The sequence below is a fragment of the Autumnicola psychrophila genome (assembly GCF_031846645.1).
Taxonomy (GTDB): Bacteria; Bacteroidota; Bacteroidia; order Flavobacteriales; family Flavobacteriaceae; genus Autumnicola; species Autumnicola psychrophila.
Genome location: NZ_JAVRHN010000013.1, coordinates 43,400 through 60,287 on the forward strand (window position 1 = coordinate 43,400; position 16,888 = coordinate 60,287).

Here is a 16,888-nt window from a genome sequence, read left to right on the forward strand (position 1 = left end):
TTTTTCTACATTTAAAACAACTAACATACAATTAATCAATATGAGAGAAATTTACTTTAAAAATAGTCTGTTTTTCATGTGCTTTCTTTGCTGTGGATTTATTTCAGCCCAGGAAGTCATAACAGGAACAGTTACTGATGCAAATGGTCCGCTTCCCGGAGTTAACGTGATACTCGAAGGAACAACAACTGGTACTACAACAGATTTTGATGGAAATTATTCTCTGGAAGTGGAAGAAGATTTAGGGCCTGATGCCCGACTTGTTTTTAGCTATATTAGCTATGAGACACAACAAATAGCAATTAATGGAAGGTCTGTTATAGACATAAATATGGTTGCTGATGCACAGTCTTTAGATGACGTTATAGTTGTGGGTTACGGAACTCAGTCAAGGGCCGAGGTAACCGGAGCCATTTCTTCTATAGATACAGAAGAAATTAACAGTCTTCCAGTAGCTACTGCAGAGCAGGCGCTTCAGGGAAGAGCTTCAGGTGTTACGGTTATCAACTCAGGTGCGCCGGGAAACTCCCCTGCAGTAAGGATTAGAGGATTGGCTTCACCTAATAACAACGACCCATTATATGTTATAGATGGTGTTATTGCAGGTGGACTGGGTAGTCTTAACCCAAACGACATTGAGAATATACAAGTTCTAAAAGATGCCTCTACTACCGCAGTTTATGGTTCCAGAGGTGCGAATGGTGTCGTACTTGTTACCACGAAATCAGGAAAAGCTTCTCAAAAAGCTCAATTAAGTTTTGATTCCTATTCCGGGGTGCAGTTCAACAGCAATCGTTATGATGTTTTGAATACAGAGCAGTATATACAATATGCTAGAGAAATATCAGATCCTGTTCCGGCACGTATTACAAATCCCCAGTATGCAGATTTACTTGACAACGAAACAAACTGGCAGGATGAACTTTTCAGAACAGGAGTTCTAAGAAGTTTTAACCTTGGACTTTCTGGTGGTAGTGAAAATAGTAATTTCAGATTTTCCGGAGGGTACCTTAATCAGGAAGGTGCGATTGTTGAAACAGAATTTGAGCGGTTCAATTTTAGATCTAATAGTAATTTTGATTTTGGAAAGCTTCGCTTTGGACAAACTCTGAATGTGGCTTTCACGGTGCAAAGTCCTGAAAGAGCCGACGGAGGTAGGTCCTTAATAGAACACGCTATAAAATCAGCTCCTTACTTACCGGTCTATAATCCTGATAATTTAGGGGGCTTTCAGGGTCCTAACAGCCCAGTGGATGGACAGGATGCTGCAAACCCTATTCGTGTGCAAACCATAGGAAGTGCAGTAAATAAAGGTGTCACCATTTTAGGTAGTCTTTTTGCTGAATATGAAATAATTGATGGGCTTGTTTTTAAAAGTCAGGCAGGTTTGGATTATTACAAGTATAATAACGACACCTTTATTCCGTCTTACAACGATGATAGTATTGGTTCAACAGGATCTATAGCATTTGCACAGATTACTAAAAACAGCGGAACGAATCAATCCCTAACCCTTACTCAAAGTTTAAATTACAAGTTCGATGTTGCAGATTTGCACAATTTCGAGATTCTTGCATTAGCAGAGGACCAAAGGATTGACAGCGAAAGCCTTGACGCCAACAGCCAAAATCCTATAAGTGATGAAGTTGAACAAGTCTCCAACAATCAATCTGATTTATCATCCTCATCATCTGAATACAGAAGAGTTGGTTTCCTTGGCCGTATTAACTATAATTTCGATCAGAAATACATTTTGGCAGGTTCCTTCCGTAGAGATGCGTCCACCCGTTTTGGTGCTAATAACCGTTGGGGTAATTTCTGGTCTGTTGCTGCAGGATGGAATGTAGCTAAAGAAAGCTTTATGGAAGATTCCGATATCAACAATTTAAAAATCAGAGGTAGCTGGGGTACAACCGGTAACGATCAGATTGGTAATTATCGTTATTCTTCAACTTTGGTTACAAGTTTTATTTATCCATTTGCAGGTGCAGCTCTACAAGGTACTACTGCTGAGGGCCTTCCAAATTCAAACCTAAAATGGGAGGAAGTTACAATGAAAAATATTGGACTTGATCTGGGCATTTTTAATAATACATTTACATTATCTCTGGAATATTATAGCAACCGTAGTGATGATCTTCTTTATGAATTACCACTGCCGCTTAGTTTGGGTTATAACGTACCCACAATAGCTTCCAATGTAGGGTCTGTAGAGACAAATGGTTTTGAGGCTGACCTTGGTTTTAATGATTACGAGGGAGATTTTACCTGGTCTGCCAATTTAAACCTGGGAACCAGCAGGAATGAGGTTCTTTCAATTGGAAGCCTTGATCAGGTACAGGGAGGGTTTTTTGAAAATGAATATCTTACCAGGATTGCGCCTGGGGAAGCCTTATTTCACTTCTATGGTTTAAAGACTGATGGTATTTTTCAAAACCAGGCTGAGATAGATGAGGTTTACACTGCAAATCCTGATCAAACAGTGGTGCAGCCGGGGGATATCCGGTTTGTAGATATTAATGGGGATGGTGATATAACTGCGGCAGATAAGACGGTAATAGGTAATCCTTATCCAACGCTTACCATGGGTCTTAATTTAAGTGCCCAGTACAAAAGTTTTGATGTTTCCTTATTTATCCAGGGAGCATATGGTCAGGATGTTTATAATACAAATTTATACGATCTTGAGGGTATGCCAAGATTATTTAATAGTGGAGTAGCTGTATTAGACCGTTGGACAGGAGAGGGTACTTCAAATACTATACCTCGTGCTTTGGGAGCACCGCAAAACCTTAATGCATCAGATCGTTTTGTAGAAGATGGCTCTTATACCAGATTAAAGAATTTAAATATTGGATATACTTTTGATGAAAATGTATTTGGTGAATCGCTTTCTAATTTGAGAATATACCTGAGCGGTCAGAATCTGATTACTCTAACGGACTATTCTGGTCTGGATCCGGAAATTGGTGTAGATAATGTTCTTTTCCAGGGCGCAGGGGCTATAGGAATAGACCGCGGATTATATCCGCAGCCTACGTCTATAACATTTGGTCTTCAATTAGGATTTTAAAAAAATAATTATGAAAAAAATCAAAATAATTTTAATGAGCTTTGTCACATTGTTCGCTGTAAATGGATGTGATGAAGAAGATTTCGCACTAAGCAACCCCAGTGGTCTCTCTCCTGAGACCTATTTTAGGACAGAAGCCCAGGTGCAGTCAGCTGTAAATGCTATTTACGCTAATATGCAGACAATTGGACTGTACACGAGACTTTATTTCTTTGAAATGGATAATATGTCTCATGAAAATGCGGGTAACCCTCAACTAGAAGCTGATAAGAGAGCTTTTCTTGAATATTCTTTTGATGCAAGCCACCCGCCTATCAGTTGGTACTGGGACTCTTGCTACAGAGGTATAAATAAAGCTAATTTTGTTATTAATAATGAAGAAAGGATTAATGCTATTCCTTCTTCGCTTTTAAGTGATGAAAAGAAGGCCCGGTTTATTGGGGAGGCTAAATATATGAGAGCTTTTTACTATTTCTTACTGGTGACCCGTTTCGGTGATATTCCACTAATTACTGATATTCCTGATGACGGTTCTGGTTTTCCCCGTACTCCTAGGGAACAGGTATATGATCAGATAGTGACAGATTTAAATGATGCCAGTCAATCTCTATGGGAAAAAGACCGTACAGAAAATGGTAGAGCGACTCAAGGTGCTGCTTATGCACTTTTAGGAAAAACCCATCTCTATAGAGAACAATATCAGCAGGCACTCGATGCTTTTGATGATATCTATGGTGAATATTCTTTAGAAGATGATTATTTCGCTAATTTCAGGGAAGAGGAAGAATTTGGACCTGAATCTATTTTTGAAGTTCAGTTTGATGATGACCTTGGTAACTCTGCAGTGTGGAATTCCAATTCCTCTGGTGAAGATGCAAATGAAGTCACCTTCCGTGGTCAGGAGTATGGTTTTAATGACTGGTTCAACGTTTATCCTTCCGAAGATCTTCTGGATGAATACGAAGAGGGAGATATCAGATTTGATGAAACTTTTTATACCGATGGAGATTCTTGGGCAGGTGAAACAGTAATTCGTACAGGTCCTGCACCATCTCCAGTTCCTGAAGGTGAAACTTATATACCTCTTGAAAGAAGAGCAGCCTGGAGGAAATATCAGAATTATTATAAAGATGTTAATGAGGATCAGGCTTCGGGTATAAACATGAAAGTGATTCGCTATGCCGATGTTCTTTTAATGATGGCTGAGGCTGAAAATGCTCTGGGAAATCAATCTGAAGCTATTGGTTACATTAACGAGGTAAGGGAAAGAGCAGAGTTAGACCCTCTTCCTATGGATCTTTCTCAGGAAGAAGTATTTGACGCTATTGTTCATGAAAGAATGGTTGAACTGGCAGGAGAGCAAGTACGTTTCCCTGACCTCGTGAGATGGGGACTTGCTGCAGATTATCTTTCAGAATATGGTTTCCAGGCAGGAAAGAACGAACTATGGCCTATTCCTAATGATGAAATTTCAGCGAATGAAAATATTGGTCAGGAAGATCAGAATCCTGGATATTAATCTCCTTTTTAATATTGAACTTAAAAGCCCTTTCATTAAATTGAAGGGGCTTTTTTTATACCAATCAAATATTAAATAAATCCTCAAAATAATTGTGAATCAAATGAAATCTATAAAATTTTTTGTCTTAGTTCTTATTGCTGCAATTTATTCCTTTCCAGTTTTTTCTCAAAGGCTTATTCAAAATGTGGAAAATAGGGAGAAAATGAGCCTTAATGGAAGGTGGAACTACATTATAGACCCTTATCAAATGGGTTACCTGGATTACAGGCAGGAGCCTTTTGATGAAAGTCCGTCGGGTAAGGGTGGTTTCTTTGTAAATTTGAATGACGACAACACCAAGGGACGTATAGAATATAATTTTGACCTTTCACCCACTTTAACGGTACCGGGCGACTGGAATTCACAGGAGGAGAATCTGGAATTATACGAGGGCACCTTGTGGTACAAAAGGGACTTTACGATCTCCCCGGAAATGAATAACAGGTATTTTATCCATTTTGGTGCAGTAAATTATGAAGCACATGTTTACCTGAATGGTGAAAAACTTGGAGTTCATAAAGGAGGTTTTACGCCCTTTCAGTTTGAAGTTACAGAGAACCTGAAAGACGGGGAAAATTTTCTGGTTGTTATGGTCAATAATACCAGGAAACAAGATGAAGTCCCCACCGTGAATACCGATTGGTGGAACTATGGCGGAATTACAAGGGATGTGAATCTTATAATCACTCCTAAAACTTTTATTTCTGATTATAAGGTGCAGTTGGCCGATAATAACATGGATGTTATTAACGGTTATGTGCAGCTAAACGGTGTCTCCGGAAAGAGCACTGTTCTGGTTAAAATTCCTGAACTTGGAATAAATAAATCGTTTAATACAGATGCGTCCGGAAAAGTTAATTTTCAAATTCCCGTTAGCAATGTTATGTATTGGTCTCCAACCAATCCGGTTCTCTACAAAGTTGAAATTTCTGCAGGAAACGAAAATGTTAAAGATGATATTGGTTTCAGGACCATTAAAACTCAGGGTAAAGATATCATTGCTAAATGAGAAGTCAGTATTCCTTAAAGGAATTTCTATACACGATGAGAATCCACTAGTTGAAGGAAGGTTAAGGACAGAAGGAGATATGAGAATGATGCTCGAGTGGGCAAAAGATTTGGGCTGCAACTTTGTTCGTTTAGCACATTATACTCATAATGAGAAGATGATACGTCTTGCAGATGAGATGGGATTAATGGTGTGGGCAGAAATTCCTGTTTACTGGACAATTTCCTGGGAGAATGAAGCAACTTATCAAAACGCCGAAAATCAATTATTAGCGGCAATTGAACGTGATAAGAACAGGGCGAGTGTCATCATTTGGTCTGTTGGAAATGAAACGCCCGTTACAGAGGCGAGAAACAAATTTATGGGTAATCTGGTATCCAAAGTCAGGAGTCTGGATGATAGCCGCCTTGTGGCAGCAGCGCTGGAAGTAGAACGGGAAGGTTACACGGTAACAGTTGATGATCCTCTGGGTGCGAAGCTGGACCTGGCAAGTTTTAACGAGTATGGAGGCTGGTACTGGGACAAGCCTGGAGAATTGTCCAAATATACCTTCGATATTCATTTTGACAAACCTGTAGTTATAACCGAATTTGGAGGAGGAGCTTTGGCAGGTTTTCACGGTGTTAAAAAAACTATGTGGAGCGAGGAGCACCAGGAATTTATTTATGAGGAGCAGTTAAAAATGTTGAATAAAATCGATGGTTTAAGAGGCATGACTCCTTGGATATTGGTTGATTTTAAATCTCCGAGAAGACAACATCCAGTCTATCAGAATTTCTGGAATAGAAAAGGACTAATTTCCGAAACCGGGGAAAAGAAGAAAGCTTATTTCGTGCTTCAGAATTATTACGAAAGCCTGGACTAGATTATAAGAAATATGAAAAACCGGGATGTGTTAAAATCCCGGTTTTTTTAATATCTTGATATATCTGCGCTAGCAAATTGCTTATTATTAGGTTTCTATAAAGGTTTTCTTGTCATTATATATTCTTCCCGTCATGGGATGATTTACAGCGGTCTTCTTTTAATTCAGGAAAATGCAAAAGTATCCGCTACCTGTACTTTTGCATCTTCGTTTGTATTTTTCGAATTTATATTTTCAGAATTAGAGGGTAAATACAAACCCCACCAGTACAATTAAATGAAAAATATGAAGAAAAATTTCTTTTGATGATAGATTAGATTAAATGTCCTTATTTCTAAATATGATCAGTAACTATTTTTTAATTCCATTTCCCGTGGCAGCCCAGTAGATACCTCCGTATAGGTGATGTAAAAACCAAGGATCTTTATAAATTTCCGCGATATGGCCCAGTCCTGTATAAAAGGACCTTCCGTTGTCAAAATCCTGATACCAGGCTATTGGATGCTCGCCCATTCCTTTGCCGACTTTCTCACCCCATTGAACCTCCGGATCATAAGATTCTTCATCTACACTAAGCAGGATGTTTAAATTTTCAGAGTACTCTTCCGGAAGAAATTCATACCACTCATCAGTCCATAGAAACCTTTTTGGAAAAATTTCCATTCCGGGAAAGTTAGTGTCCACGACATCTACCATAGCAGATTGCTCCAAAGGGTGGATGTGGAACATTTTCCCGACCAGCTCGTTATACCATGGCCAGTCGTATTCTGTATCCGAGGCGCTGTGAATGCCTACAAAACCTTTACCCGACTGGATAAACCTTTTAAATGCATCTTGTTGCTCATCATTTAGAATATCACCTGTAGTGTTCAGGAAAACGATAACATCAAATTGTTCAAGAAATTCATCATTAAACCTGGTGGCGTCCTCATGCCACTGCATATCAAAACTATGCCGTTGAGCCATAGTTCGCATTGCTGTAACTCCTTCGTTTATGGACTTATGATGCCATCCGGCAGTTTTGGTGAAAAGGAGGACATTAAACTGGTTTTGAGCAGATGTCTGCATGGCAAAAAGTAGTACGAAAAGGATAATTAGATTTTTCACGTTTTTAAGTTTAGTCGTTTAATATAGTTAATCTTCTTCAGTTGAAAAATACTTATCTGCAAATTCAATAAAATAGGGCCAATTTGGGACTACGGTATGTCCACCCCTGTGTTCACGAAAGGCAATTTCCCCGTCCAGCAGTGCCCTATGCTCCTGAGGGTAATTACTCGAGCCCATCCCATATTTGCCAAAGAGTTCATAAACAGGACTGGCATGTACAGCAGTTAAGAACATTCCTTTTGCATCTATCCATTTTCCTTCTACTTCCGGATCGCCAGAACTAATAAAGACCGGCCTTGGAGCGGCCATTGCTATTAAATGATGCGCGTCTACCGGCAGGTCATTTGGCGTTAGAGGTCCTGCATATTTTATGAAATTCGGAGCAAACCAGTGATATTCAGCTGAAGAGGCGAGATTTTCTACCTGCTCACCATATTCCCGTCTCAAAATCTTGGTTCCGCCTGCTCCGGAAGAGCCTATAAAACCAATGGCGAAACGAGGGTCATAGGCAAAAGTCACAATAGCAGCTTTGCCATATCTTGAAAGGCCTTCTATTCCCACACGTTCTGCGTCCACGGTGGGATCGGTTTCGAAGTAATCCAAAGCTCTGCTGGCTCCCCATGCCCAGGCCCGCAGCGCTCCCCAGTCATCCAATTTCCTTGGCTGCCCTTTGTTAACGAGACCAATAATGCCCTCACGTAAACCGGCGCCATTATCAGCCTGGAGACTGGTGGGGATCAGGACGGCATAGCCCCAGCCCTTCTTCAGTAATTGTTCCTGCCAGGGAGTTCCTTCCGTAGCTGGCCGTGGGATATGCGAAGGCCAGTTCCAGCCCAATTCCATGATAACGGGAACAGGTTCACCCGTTGTGGCAGGGGTGGTAAGGCTTAATTCAATCTCAACATCTATTTCGGGATAGGCAGAGTTATCTACCCGGCCTGCCAAGTTTTTCTGAATTACAGCATATCCACCAATAACTGTATCTGTTGTGCTGGTTACTTCCCAATGTACATCAGGAACGTTTTCAGGAACCCGTCCATAAATTTCACGATCAAAATGTTCCTTAATTTCGGCCTTTCGTTTTTCCCAATCCTCTGCAAATTTTACTTTGGAACCATCATCAAATGCCAGGGGATCGGGTAAGCTTGTATAGGGCGAGGCTTTAGATTCATCAGAATTTGCAGCATTGGGATCCTCAGGATTCCCCGAGGGGCCTGGTCGTAATTCTTCAATTTCCAGTTTCTTCATCATTAACTGGTGGTCTTCATTACTTAACCTGTTAACACTGTCTCTGTTCTGCTGCGAAAACTGTGCAAAGGACTGGGAAGCTAGAGCCAGTGTAACCAAAAAGGTATAAAAGGATTTGTTCATTTATTAGAGAATTTACTGTTTTTTCGGGATAGACGAACCTGCATTTATTACTAAACTTTTTTTCTTGATCAAAGAAAAATTATTCTCTATTTTTTATAAATAAGATTATTACAATGCAATCGGTTTCGATAAATGTAAGAAATTTTTTGAAATACATCATCACAGAGTCATAATACAAAACCGCTACTCCACTTTTGTAACTTTACATTATCCAGGCTACTAAAATCTTTCTGCAGTACTGCATTTTGACTATGCTATGCTCGCAGTAGTGTGGTTAAAGAAAACGATTGCTTCTTTTTAATTGTGATTAGCTGATTCATTTTAATATTCAGAAGCCTGTTATAAGCATAGGTTTATTGAAAATTTCAAAAGCAAGCCTACAGGCCGGCAACAGCTTCAAATACTACCTCAAGAATTTTTTGAAAGTGAATTTATTTGGCAAGAATGTTTTATAAAGCATGGAAAAAAACAAGAGAATTCTCCTGAAGCCGTAACTACGCCCAAAATAACTATGCTTCCTCTTTATATTTATACCGAAAAAATAGCTGTGAAACCGGAATCAGCATTAACCCCGAAACTACAAAGAGAATAAACGATAATTGCAAATTAAAAGCGTTGGCAAGATATCCAATTAGCGGTGGGCCAAGAAGCATCCCTACAATCGCATAGGTAGCGATAATAGAAACTGCCATTCCGGGAGAATATTTAGATGAGGTTCCGGCTAAGGTAAATGTCATTGGGATTATAGAAGCCACTCCCATTCCTACAAAACTGAACCCGACAATTGCAGGCCAGAAATACGGAAAAATAATCACTGTAATTATTCCTATGGAAATTAAAAGTGAGCTGTAAATATACATCCTTTTCATTCCGAAACGGTCCACGAGCAAATCGGAAATAAAGCGGGAAAAAGCCATAAAAACCATGAAGATAAAGTACCCCAGAGTAAAAATATCTTCCCCAATTACTTCTTTAAAATAGACACCGCTCCAGTCAAACATTCCCCCTTCACAAAGTGCAGCAAAAAATACCAGCAGCCCCAGATAAAGGATAAATTTATCTGGCTTCCCCAGTTTTAATTTGTTGCCCTGCGGTGCACGGTCGTTGGTAAGAAGGAACCTGTAGGAGACAATTGCAGCAATAAAAGTAATAGCAGAAACCATCGCCAGGTGCTCCAGCATCGGGACATCCAGTTTAAGCATTAAGGTAGAAAAACCTACACCCGTAAGTCCGCCGGTACTCCAGAGTCCGTGGAAAGATCCGTTAATTTTCTTTCCGTAGTTTTTCTGAAGGGTTATCGCCTGGGTATTCATGGCAATATTTAGGATCCTCATACAAAAGGAAAACAGAAATATCGCAATAACCAGCAAGAAGAGAGTGTCCGCATACCCAATTCCTATAAGTGCTACCGAAAAGCATAAAACCGAAGCCAGTAAAGGAGGGCGACTGTTAAAGCGGGAAACAAGCCAGCCCGAAATTGGCAATCCTATAAGGGAGCTTACCGGCATGGTGAGTAGGAGGTTTCCCAGTTCAGCTTCATTAAGATCAAAAGCAGATTTAATTGTGGGAATACGTGAAGCCCAGGTTGAAAAACAGACGCCCGAAAGAAAAAAATAAATACTCAATGCAACGCGTTGTTTCTTCCTGTTTTCCATGTTACAATTTGAAAAGATGCAAATATCAGGGGTAATTCTTAAACAGAAAAGGTAATGTAACGTTATTTTTTCTTTAGAAACATCTAATTCTTCGGAAGAAAAAGAAACCTGCACAGTCTGAGGACTGAAACTGAGCATAAATAGCGTTTTTCTAAATTAATTTTAATCTACCCTTAAGAATGTCTTTTTTTGCATTCTGCTATTGATCGATAATTGGAATTGGTAACCGATAAAGAAGATGTTTAAAGAATAACTGATGCCCGTTTTAATAGATGGTCAAAATTGTGCTTTTTTGAGGGTCGGCTTTAGAAGGGTACTTTCTTTAATTGACTATGAAAAGAAATTTTCAGGTTCCAAAGGTTGTTTTGACCTTAATTAAAGAATCAAAAGTCTAATAAAGTCTGGCATTGATCATTACTAGTCCTGTTTATCATCTTCAAAATATCAAACATGCAGAATTTAGCGTATAGTGAAATCTCAAAATCTCTTTCAGCCAAAATTTCCCTTTTAAATGATCTCTTTTGCCCGATAACTGGCATTTTTTGGCTCACACCAATCGGCAAAATTAAGCTGCACTACTAGGGGCTAATTGGAATTAGGAAATTTTTATTTTCACCTGTAAAAGTATTAAGTGAGAATACTTCAGATCAAATTCCACTAAATCGGTACATTTTAGACCTCTATTTTCTCGGAATTTAACTATTCATAATATTTTTTTTCATACTTTAATAAACGTAAACTAAAATAGAAGTTAATCATGGCGCAATTTGATGTAAATATAAACGGGAAAAACCTCTCGGTAGATGTTGATCCTGATACTCCGTTACTCTGGGTCTTAAGAGATCATTTGAAATTAGTGGGAACAAAATACGGTTGTGGAATTGCGCAGTGTGGTGCGTGTACTGTACACTTAAATGGTAATGCCATTAGATCCTGCCAGCTTCCCGTTTCATCAATTAAAGAGAATAAGGTAACTACAATTGAAGGACTTTCTGAAGAAGGGGATCATCCTGTACAAAAGGCGTGGCTGGAGCACGATGTGCCCCAATGTGGCTATTGCCAGGCAGGCCAGATCATGTCTGCCGCTTCCCTGCTCAACAGTAACCCCAGTCCCAGTGATGCTGAAATAGAAAATGCCATGAACGGCAATATTTGCCGCTGCGGCACCTACACCAGAATAAAAGCTGCCATTAAAACAGCTTCAAATTCTCAGATCGCATAACCTTAGTTAATCAAATCCGAAAGAAATGAGTAAAGTAAAAACAGGAATGGGCAGAAGATCATTTATTAAGAATGTCTCTCTTGCCGGTGGAGGATTACTAATAGGTTTTAACTGGCTGGCATGTAAACGTGCGGCAGAGGAAAGCGGAAAGGAAATGGCGCTGGAAATGCCAGAGGAGTGGTTCGAAATAAATGGTTATCTGAAAATAGGTGATAATGGAGTAGTGACCATTTATTCTCCTAATCCGGAGATCGGCCAGAATGTAAAAACTGCTATGCCAATGCTTGTTGCAGAGGAACTGGATGTAGATTGGAGCAACGTGATTGTAGAACAGGCACCATTAAACACAGATATCTTCTCGAGGCAAATTGCAGGAGGAAGCCAATCTATTCGGCAAAGCTGGGAACCATTAAGAATGGCAGGAGCTACAGCGAGACAAATGTTGCTCATCGCTGCGGCAAAGGAATGGGATGTTCCGCTTTCTGAACTTACTGTGGAAAACGGAGTTATAACTCACTCAGGAAGTCACAGATCTATTGGCTATGGGGAAATTGCGAAATTTGCCGCAAAGGTAGAAGTGCCTGAAGAAGTAGTGCTTAAAGAAAATAATAATTTTAAAATTATAGGCACCTCACGAAAAAATGTGGATGCTAAAAAGATAGTTACAGGTCAGCCCTTATTTGGTCTTGATGTCAATCGGAATGATATGCTTATTGCCATGATCGTTCAACCGCCTGCTTTCGGATTACGATTTAAATCCATGGATGCAGATGAGGCCAGGAAAATGCCGGGGATAAAGGATGTTTTTACCATAGACACTTATCCCGACGATATGGAAAAGGAATGGAGCGACGTTGCTGCTTTTTCAAAACTCGTAGTGGTAGTAGGTGAATCTACATGGCAGGTGATGAAAGCTAAAAAAGCCTTAAAGGTAGAATGGGACCTGAAACCGGAGCTGACAGAAGAGATTGTAATTCTTGAAAAATCTCCTGCCTTGAGGGATACTCTCGGACTCGAAAATTCTGAAACTCATGAGTCCTTAATGGCAAATATTGGTCCTGAAGAATCTGAAATGGTAAGGAAGGATGGTAATCCTGAGGCAGCTTTTAAAAATGCAGCACGTGTAATCGAGCGCTCCTACAGCTGCCCTTTTCTTGCACACAACTGTATGGAGCCAATGAATTTCTTTGCTAACGTCACCAATGGAAAAGCAGAATTGCTAGGGCCTATCCAAACCCCGGAGTTTGCAGAAAAAAGTGTTAGTAAGCGATTAGGACTGGACCTTGAAAATATAGATATACAAATGACCCGTATGGGTGGTGGTTTTGGCCGCCGGCTTTATGGAAATTTTCTAGTAGAAGCGGCTGTTATTTCTAATAAAGTAGGGGCGCCTGTGAAACTCGTGTATACACGCGAGGACGATATGACCAATGGTGTTTATCGACCGGCTTACCAGGTGACCTACAGGGCTGCCCTGGATGGCAACAATAATCTTACTGCCTTTCATGTAAATGCAGGGGGAGTAGGTGAAAGTCCGCTTTTTGCCAATCGTTTTCCGGCGGGGGCTGTAGATAATTACCTTGCGGAAAGCTGGACCATAGACTCCCAAATTTCCATAGGAGCTTTTAGAGCACCCAGGTCCAATTTTATTGCAGGAGCAGAACAATCCTTTCTGGATGAATTAGCTGAAGAAATGGGTAAAGATCCTATTCAGTTTCGTCTCGATATGCTTGAACGTGCAGGTAAAGAACCTGTGGGAGAAAATAATGATTATGATCCGGCCCGTTATGCAGCTGTGCTGGAACTGGTAAGAGACAAATCAGGTTGGAATACTGGAAGTACGGCTTCAGGCAGAGGTGTTGCTGCATATTACTGCCATAATTCCTATGTAGCCCAGGTTCTGGAAATGGACCTGGAAGATAATCAACCCGTCATTGACAAAGTTACCTGTGTGGTAGATTGCGGAATTGTGGTCAATCCCGATGCAGCAGTAAACATGGTTGAAGGCGGGACGATAGATGGGATTGGACATGCACTTTATAGCGAGTTGACGTTTAAAGATGGGGTAAGCCAACAAAGTAATTTTGATTCTTACAGGCTAATTCGCCATCGTGAAGCTCCAAAGAAAATTGATGTACATTTTATAGAGAATGGCATCGATCCTACAGGCCTTGGAGAACCTGCGTTTCCTCCAGTGCAGGGAGCTCTGGCAAATGCATTGTACAGGGCAACCGGGAAAAGAATCTATAAACAACCATTCCTGCCTGAGATAAAAACTGAAAGCCGGGAGATTAAAACTTGAGAGATTGCTTTCTAAAATGAAAAAGATCAGATTCAAATGTTGGGTGGAGGATGAAGGGGAAAAAATTCTAAGTCACCGGCCCAAACAAATTACATGACAAATTCAGAAAGAAGGTTCTCTCTCAAAAGCTGCCAGGCAAATGAAGTTGTCTTGTAAAAAAGCCTGGAATCTGGTGCAAAAATTAAACTCCAATTCTAATGAGTCGTGGGTGATTATGAAAAAAGGGTGGGCAACATTGTGGGGGGGACTCAGGTTATTCCGCATGCCATCAAAGCAACCCATGAATATGAAAAACAAGAGAGGGTGCACCTGCTGGAGCAGTAGGAAGACTTAATAAAGGCTATTTAAGCAGAAGACGAGTATCGGGAAAATTTCCATTAATTGAAAATCGATATATACAACAAACATTACGGATGGCGGTAAAAAGGAAAATTTACCTCGATTATAATGCAACCACTCCCGTAGATGCCAGGGTGATTGATGCCATGATCCCCTATTTTACTGAGAAATTCGGGAATGCAAGCAGTGATCACATATTTGGTTGGGATGCCGGGGAAGCCGTTGAAACCGCAAGGGAGCAAATTGGCAGATTGATAACCTGTAAACCAACTGAACTCATTTTTACTTCTGGGGCTACTGAAGCTGCTAACCTTGCCCTTTTTGGATTTTGCGAAAGAAATAAATCTAAAGGCAATCACATAATTACCTGTAAAACTGAGCATAAAGCTGTTTTGGATATCATGTCTGCCCTAGAAAAGAAAGGTTTTAAAATTACTTATCTGGATGTGGACAAAACAGGAAATTTAGACCTTCAGGAATTAAAGAATTCAATTACTTCCAAAACAATACTGGTTTGTCTTATGCTCTCGAATAATGAAACCGGTCTTGTGCATTCTTTGAAGGAAATTGAGAAGATAGTGCATGCGAAGGGTGTGAAACTAATGAGTGACATCACCCAGGCCGTGGGTAAGATTCCTGTAGATCTAAGTGAGCTGAATCTGGACCTGGCAATCTTCTCTTCTCACAAGATCTACGGACCCAAAGGAGTCGGGGCTTTATATATCAATAAAAAAAATCAGGTGGAGATTGAGCCTCAATACTTTGGTGGCGGACAGGAAAAAGGGATGCGCCCGGGAACTTTAAATGTTCCTGGAATCGTTGGATTTGGGAAAGCAGCAGAAATAATTTCATCCGGGATAGAAAATGAATCAATGAGAATTATGAAAATGAGGCAGAAAATCGAAAGCGAACTAAGAAAAATCAGCGGTGCAGTAATTAATTCTGAAAATTCTGATCGACTTCCGAATACCACCAATATCTCCTTTAAGGATATAGAGGGCGAATTATTGCTTCGGAAACTAAATAGTCTTGCAATTTCTCGTGGTTCAGCCTGTAACTCTAATACAGTTAAGCCTTCCCATGTTTTAAAGGCCATGGGATTAAGCGATGATCTGGCATCTTCCTCCATTCGTATCAGTCTGGGAAGAAAATCTAATATGGAAGATATAGATTTTGCGGTAATGGAGATAAAAAGAGCTGTAGGAGAACTTAAAAAAGCGATGGTATGAGAGAACTGGATGCTATTTTAGCTGAATATGAGCATTTAAAAAAGGCGAAAACGGGATGTGTGTTAGTCACCGTAGTGCACGTCGAGGGCTCCTCTTATAGAAAAGCGGGAGCGAGGATGCTGGTGGATGAATTTGGCAATATTACAGGAGCTATAAGTGGCGGCTGCCTGGAAGGAGATGCTTTGCGAAAAGCACTACACGCAATGCATCAACAAAAGAATAAACTCGTTTCCTATGACACCAGTGATGAAGATGATGCCGTCATTGGCGCACAACTCGGCTGCAATGGAATCATTCAGGTGTTATTCGAACCTTTAGATTATGTAGATGAAGGCAATCCCTGTGAATTACTTAAGAATGTAATTAGTCAAAAGAAGCCCTTGGCAATTGTGGTTCAGTTTAATCTGAATAAAATAAAACTTCAGAAGGGAACAAAATTTATAATTTCTGAGAATTCAGAGGTTACAGGGGAAATTCCGAAAAAGACGTTGTTTGATCATATTCTTGGTAAGGCTCAGCTAAGCTTAAAAAAAGAACAAAATGACTTTGCTGAATATTTAATTGACGGGGAAACCCAGCACATTTTTATTCAGAATTATCAGCCTCCGGTAAAACTTATTATTGTGGGAGCGGGAAATGACGCCCGGGTACTCGTGCAGCAAGCGGAATTGTTGGGGTGGGACACGATAGTAACAGATGGTCGCCCTACTCATGCAAATAAATGCCGCTTCACCACCTCCTGCCAGGTTATTGTCTCAAAACCGGAAAGTACTCTGGAAAATATTGAAATAAACCATCGTAGCTGTTTTGTATTGATGAGCCACAATTACCATTACGATCTTGCAGTCTTAAAACTCTTGGTTGCTCATGAAGAGATTCCCTATATCGGAATTCTTGGTCCAAAGAAAAAATACGTGAGAATGTTGGACGAACTGGCGATAGAAGGATTTAAGCTGAATACGAAAGTCCTGAATAAAATCTATGCTCCGGTAGGCCTGGAAATTGGTGCAGAAACACCGGCGGAAATTAGTATTTCCATTCTGGCCGAAATTCAGTCGGTTTTAACCGGGACTAGTGCCAGGAACTTAAGGGAAAAGTCTTCTCCAATCCACAACAAAAAAGATGGTCATCTTGAGCAGGTTCAGATTTGAATAA

At 40.2% G+C, this 16,888-nt stretch carries 11 protein-coding genes; 8 read left to right on the plus strand and 3 right to left on the minus strand.

Annotated features, from left to right (window positions below):
- Positions 1-40 precede the first annotated feature (40 nt).
- The 4 genes from RM541_RS15060 (at position 41) to RM541_RS15075 (ending at position 6,508) form a co-directional block, all read left to right on the plus strand.
- The gene (locus tag RM541_RS15060; RefSeq protein ID WP_311500961.1) at positions 41-3,073 is read left to right on the plus strand and encodes a SusC/RagA family TonB-linked outer membrane protein; all 3,033 of its coding nucleotides are present in this window, start codon (positions 41-43) and stop codon (positions 3,071-3,073) included.
- Between the two features lie 10 nt (positions 3,074-3,083).
- Positions 3,084-4,592, plus strand: a complete 1,509-nt coding sequence (locus RM541_RS15065) for a RagB/SusD family nutrient uptake outer membrane protein (protein ID WP_311500962.1) — start codon at positions 3,084-3,086, stop codon at positions 4,590-4,592.
- 103 nt (positions 4,593-4,695) lie between these two features.
- Positions 4,696-5,643: a sugar-binding domain-containing protein gene (locus RM541_RS15070; protein WP_311500963.1), complete on the plus strand. Its 948-nt coding sequence runs from the start codon at positions 4,696-4,698 to the stop codon at positions 5,641-5,643.
- Positions 5,588-6,508: a glycoside hydrolase family 2 TIM barrel-domain containing protein gene (locus RM541_RS15075; protein WP_311500964.1), complete on the plus strand. Its 921-nt coding sequence runs from the start codon at positions 5,588-5,590 to the stop codon at positions 6,506-6,508. Before RM541_RS15070 ends, RM541_RS15075 begins: the two co-directional genes overlap by 56 nt.
- Positions 6,509-6,859: 351 nt before the next feature.
- Here the strand turns inward: RM541_RS15075 and RM541_RS15080 are convergent, their stop codons facing one another.
- The 3 genes from RM541_RS15080 to RM541_RS15090 form a co-directional block, all read right to left on the minus strand.
- The gene (locus RM541_RS15080) at positions 6,860-7,615 is read right to left on the minus strand and encodes a ThuA domain-containing protein (protein WP_311500965.1); all 756 of its coding nucleotides are present in this window, start codon (positions 7,613-7,615) and stop codon (positions 6,860-6,862) included.
- Positions 7,616-7,642: 27 nt separating this feature from the next.
- Positions 7,643-8,986, minus strand: a complete 1,344-nt coding sequence (locus tag RM541_RS15085) for a glucuronyl esterase domain-containing protein (protein ID WP_311500966.1) — start codon at positions 8,984-8,986, stop codon at positions 7,643-7,645.
- Between the two features lie 509 nt (positions 8,987-9,495).
- On the minus strand, positions 9,496-10,641 hold the full coding sequence (locus RM541_RS15090) for an MFS transporter (RefSeq protein WP_311500967.1): 1,146 nt from the start codon (positions 10,639-10,641) through the stop codon (positions 9,496-9,498).
- Positions 10,642-11,398: 757 nt separating this feature from the next.
- On the opposite strand from RM541_RS15090, the gene RM541_RS15095 reads away from it, so the two are divergent.
- The 4 genes from RM541_RS15095 (at position 11,399) to RM541_RS15115 (ending at position 16,884) form a co-directional block, all read left to right on the plus strand.
- The gene (locus RM541_RS15095; protein WP_311500968.1) at positions 11,399-11,863 is read left to right on the plus strand and encodes a (2Fe-2S)-binding protein; all 465 of its coding nucleotides are present in this window, start codon (positions 11,399-11,401) and stop codon (positions 11,861-11,863) included.
- A 25-nt stretch (positions 11,864-11,888) separates the two neighbouring features.
- A complete protein-coding gene (locus tag RM541_RS15100; RefSeq protein ID WP_311500969.1) occupies positions 11,889-14,165 on the plus strand; it encodes a xanthine dehydrogenase family protein molybdopterin-binding subunit in 2,277 nt (758 codons plus the stop codon).
- 413 nt (positions 14,166-14,578) lie between these two features.
- The gene (locus RM541_RS15110) at positions 14,579-15,733 is read left to right on the plus strand and encodes a cysteine desulfurase family protein (RefSeq protein WP_311500971.1); all 1,155 of its coding nucleotides are present in this window, start codon (positions 14,579-14,581) and stop codon (positions 15,731-15,733) included.
- Positions 15,730-16,884, plus strand: coding sequence for an XdhC family protein (locus tag RM541_RS15115; RefSeq protein ID WP_311500972.1), 1,155 nt, complete (start codon positions 15,730-15,732; stop codon positions 16,882-16,884). Before RM541_RS15110 ends, RM541_RS15115 begins: the two co-directional genes overlap by 4 nt.
- Positions 16,885-16,888: the final 4 nt, after the last annotated feature.

Excerpts from the sequence above, each read along its gene's own strand:
- RM541_RS15060 (WP_311500961.1), top strand. The coding sequence starts at position 41 with ATGAGAGAAATTTACTTTAAAAATAGTCTGTTTTTCATGTGCTTTCTT.
- RM541_RS15065 (WP_311500962.1), top strand. The coding sequence starts at position 3,084 with ATGAAAAAAATCAAAATAATTTTAATGAGCTTTGTCACATTGTTCGCT.
- RM541_RS15070 (WP_311500963.1), top strand. The coding sequence starts at position 4,696 with ATGAAATCTATAAAATTTTTTGTCTTAGTTCTTATTGCTGCAATTTAT.
- RM541_RS15075 (WP_311500964.1), top strand. The coding sequence starts at position 5,588 with ATGATATTGGTTTCAGGACCATTAAAACTCAGGGTAAAGATATCATTG.
- RM541_RS15085 (WP_311500966.1), bottom strand. The coding sequence starts at position 8,986 with ATGAACAAATCCTTTTATACCTTTTTGGTTACACTGGCTCTAGCTTCC.
- RM541_RS15090 (WP_311500967.1), bottom strand. The coding sequence starts at position 10,641 with ATGGAAAACAGGAAGAAACAACGCGTTGCATTGAGTATTTATTTTTTT.
- RM541_RS15095 (WP_311500968.1), top strand. The coding sequence starts at position 11,399 with ATGGCGCAATTTGATGTAAATATAAACGGGAAAAACCTCTCGGTAGAT.
- RM541_RS15100 (WP_311500969.1), top strand. The coding sequence starts at position 11,889 with ATGAGTAAAGTAAAAACAGGAATGGGCAGAAGATCATTTATTAAGAAT.
- RM541_RS15110 (WP_311500971.1), top strand. The coding sequence starts at position 14,579 with ATGGCGGTAAAAAGGAAAATTTACCTCGATTATAATGCAACCACTCCC.
- RM541_RS15115 (WP_311500972.1), top strand. The coding sequence starts at position 15,730 with ATGAGAGAACTGGATGCTATTTTAGCTGAATATGAGCATTTAAAAAAG.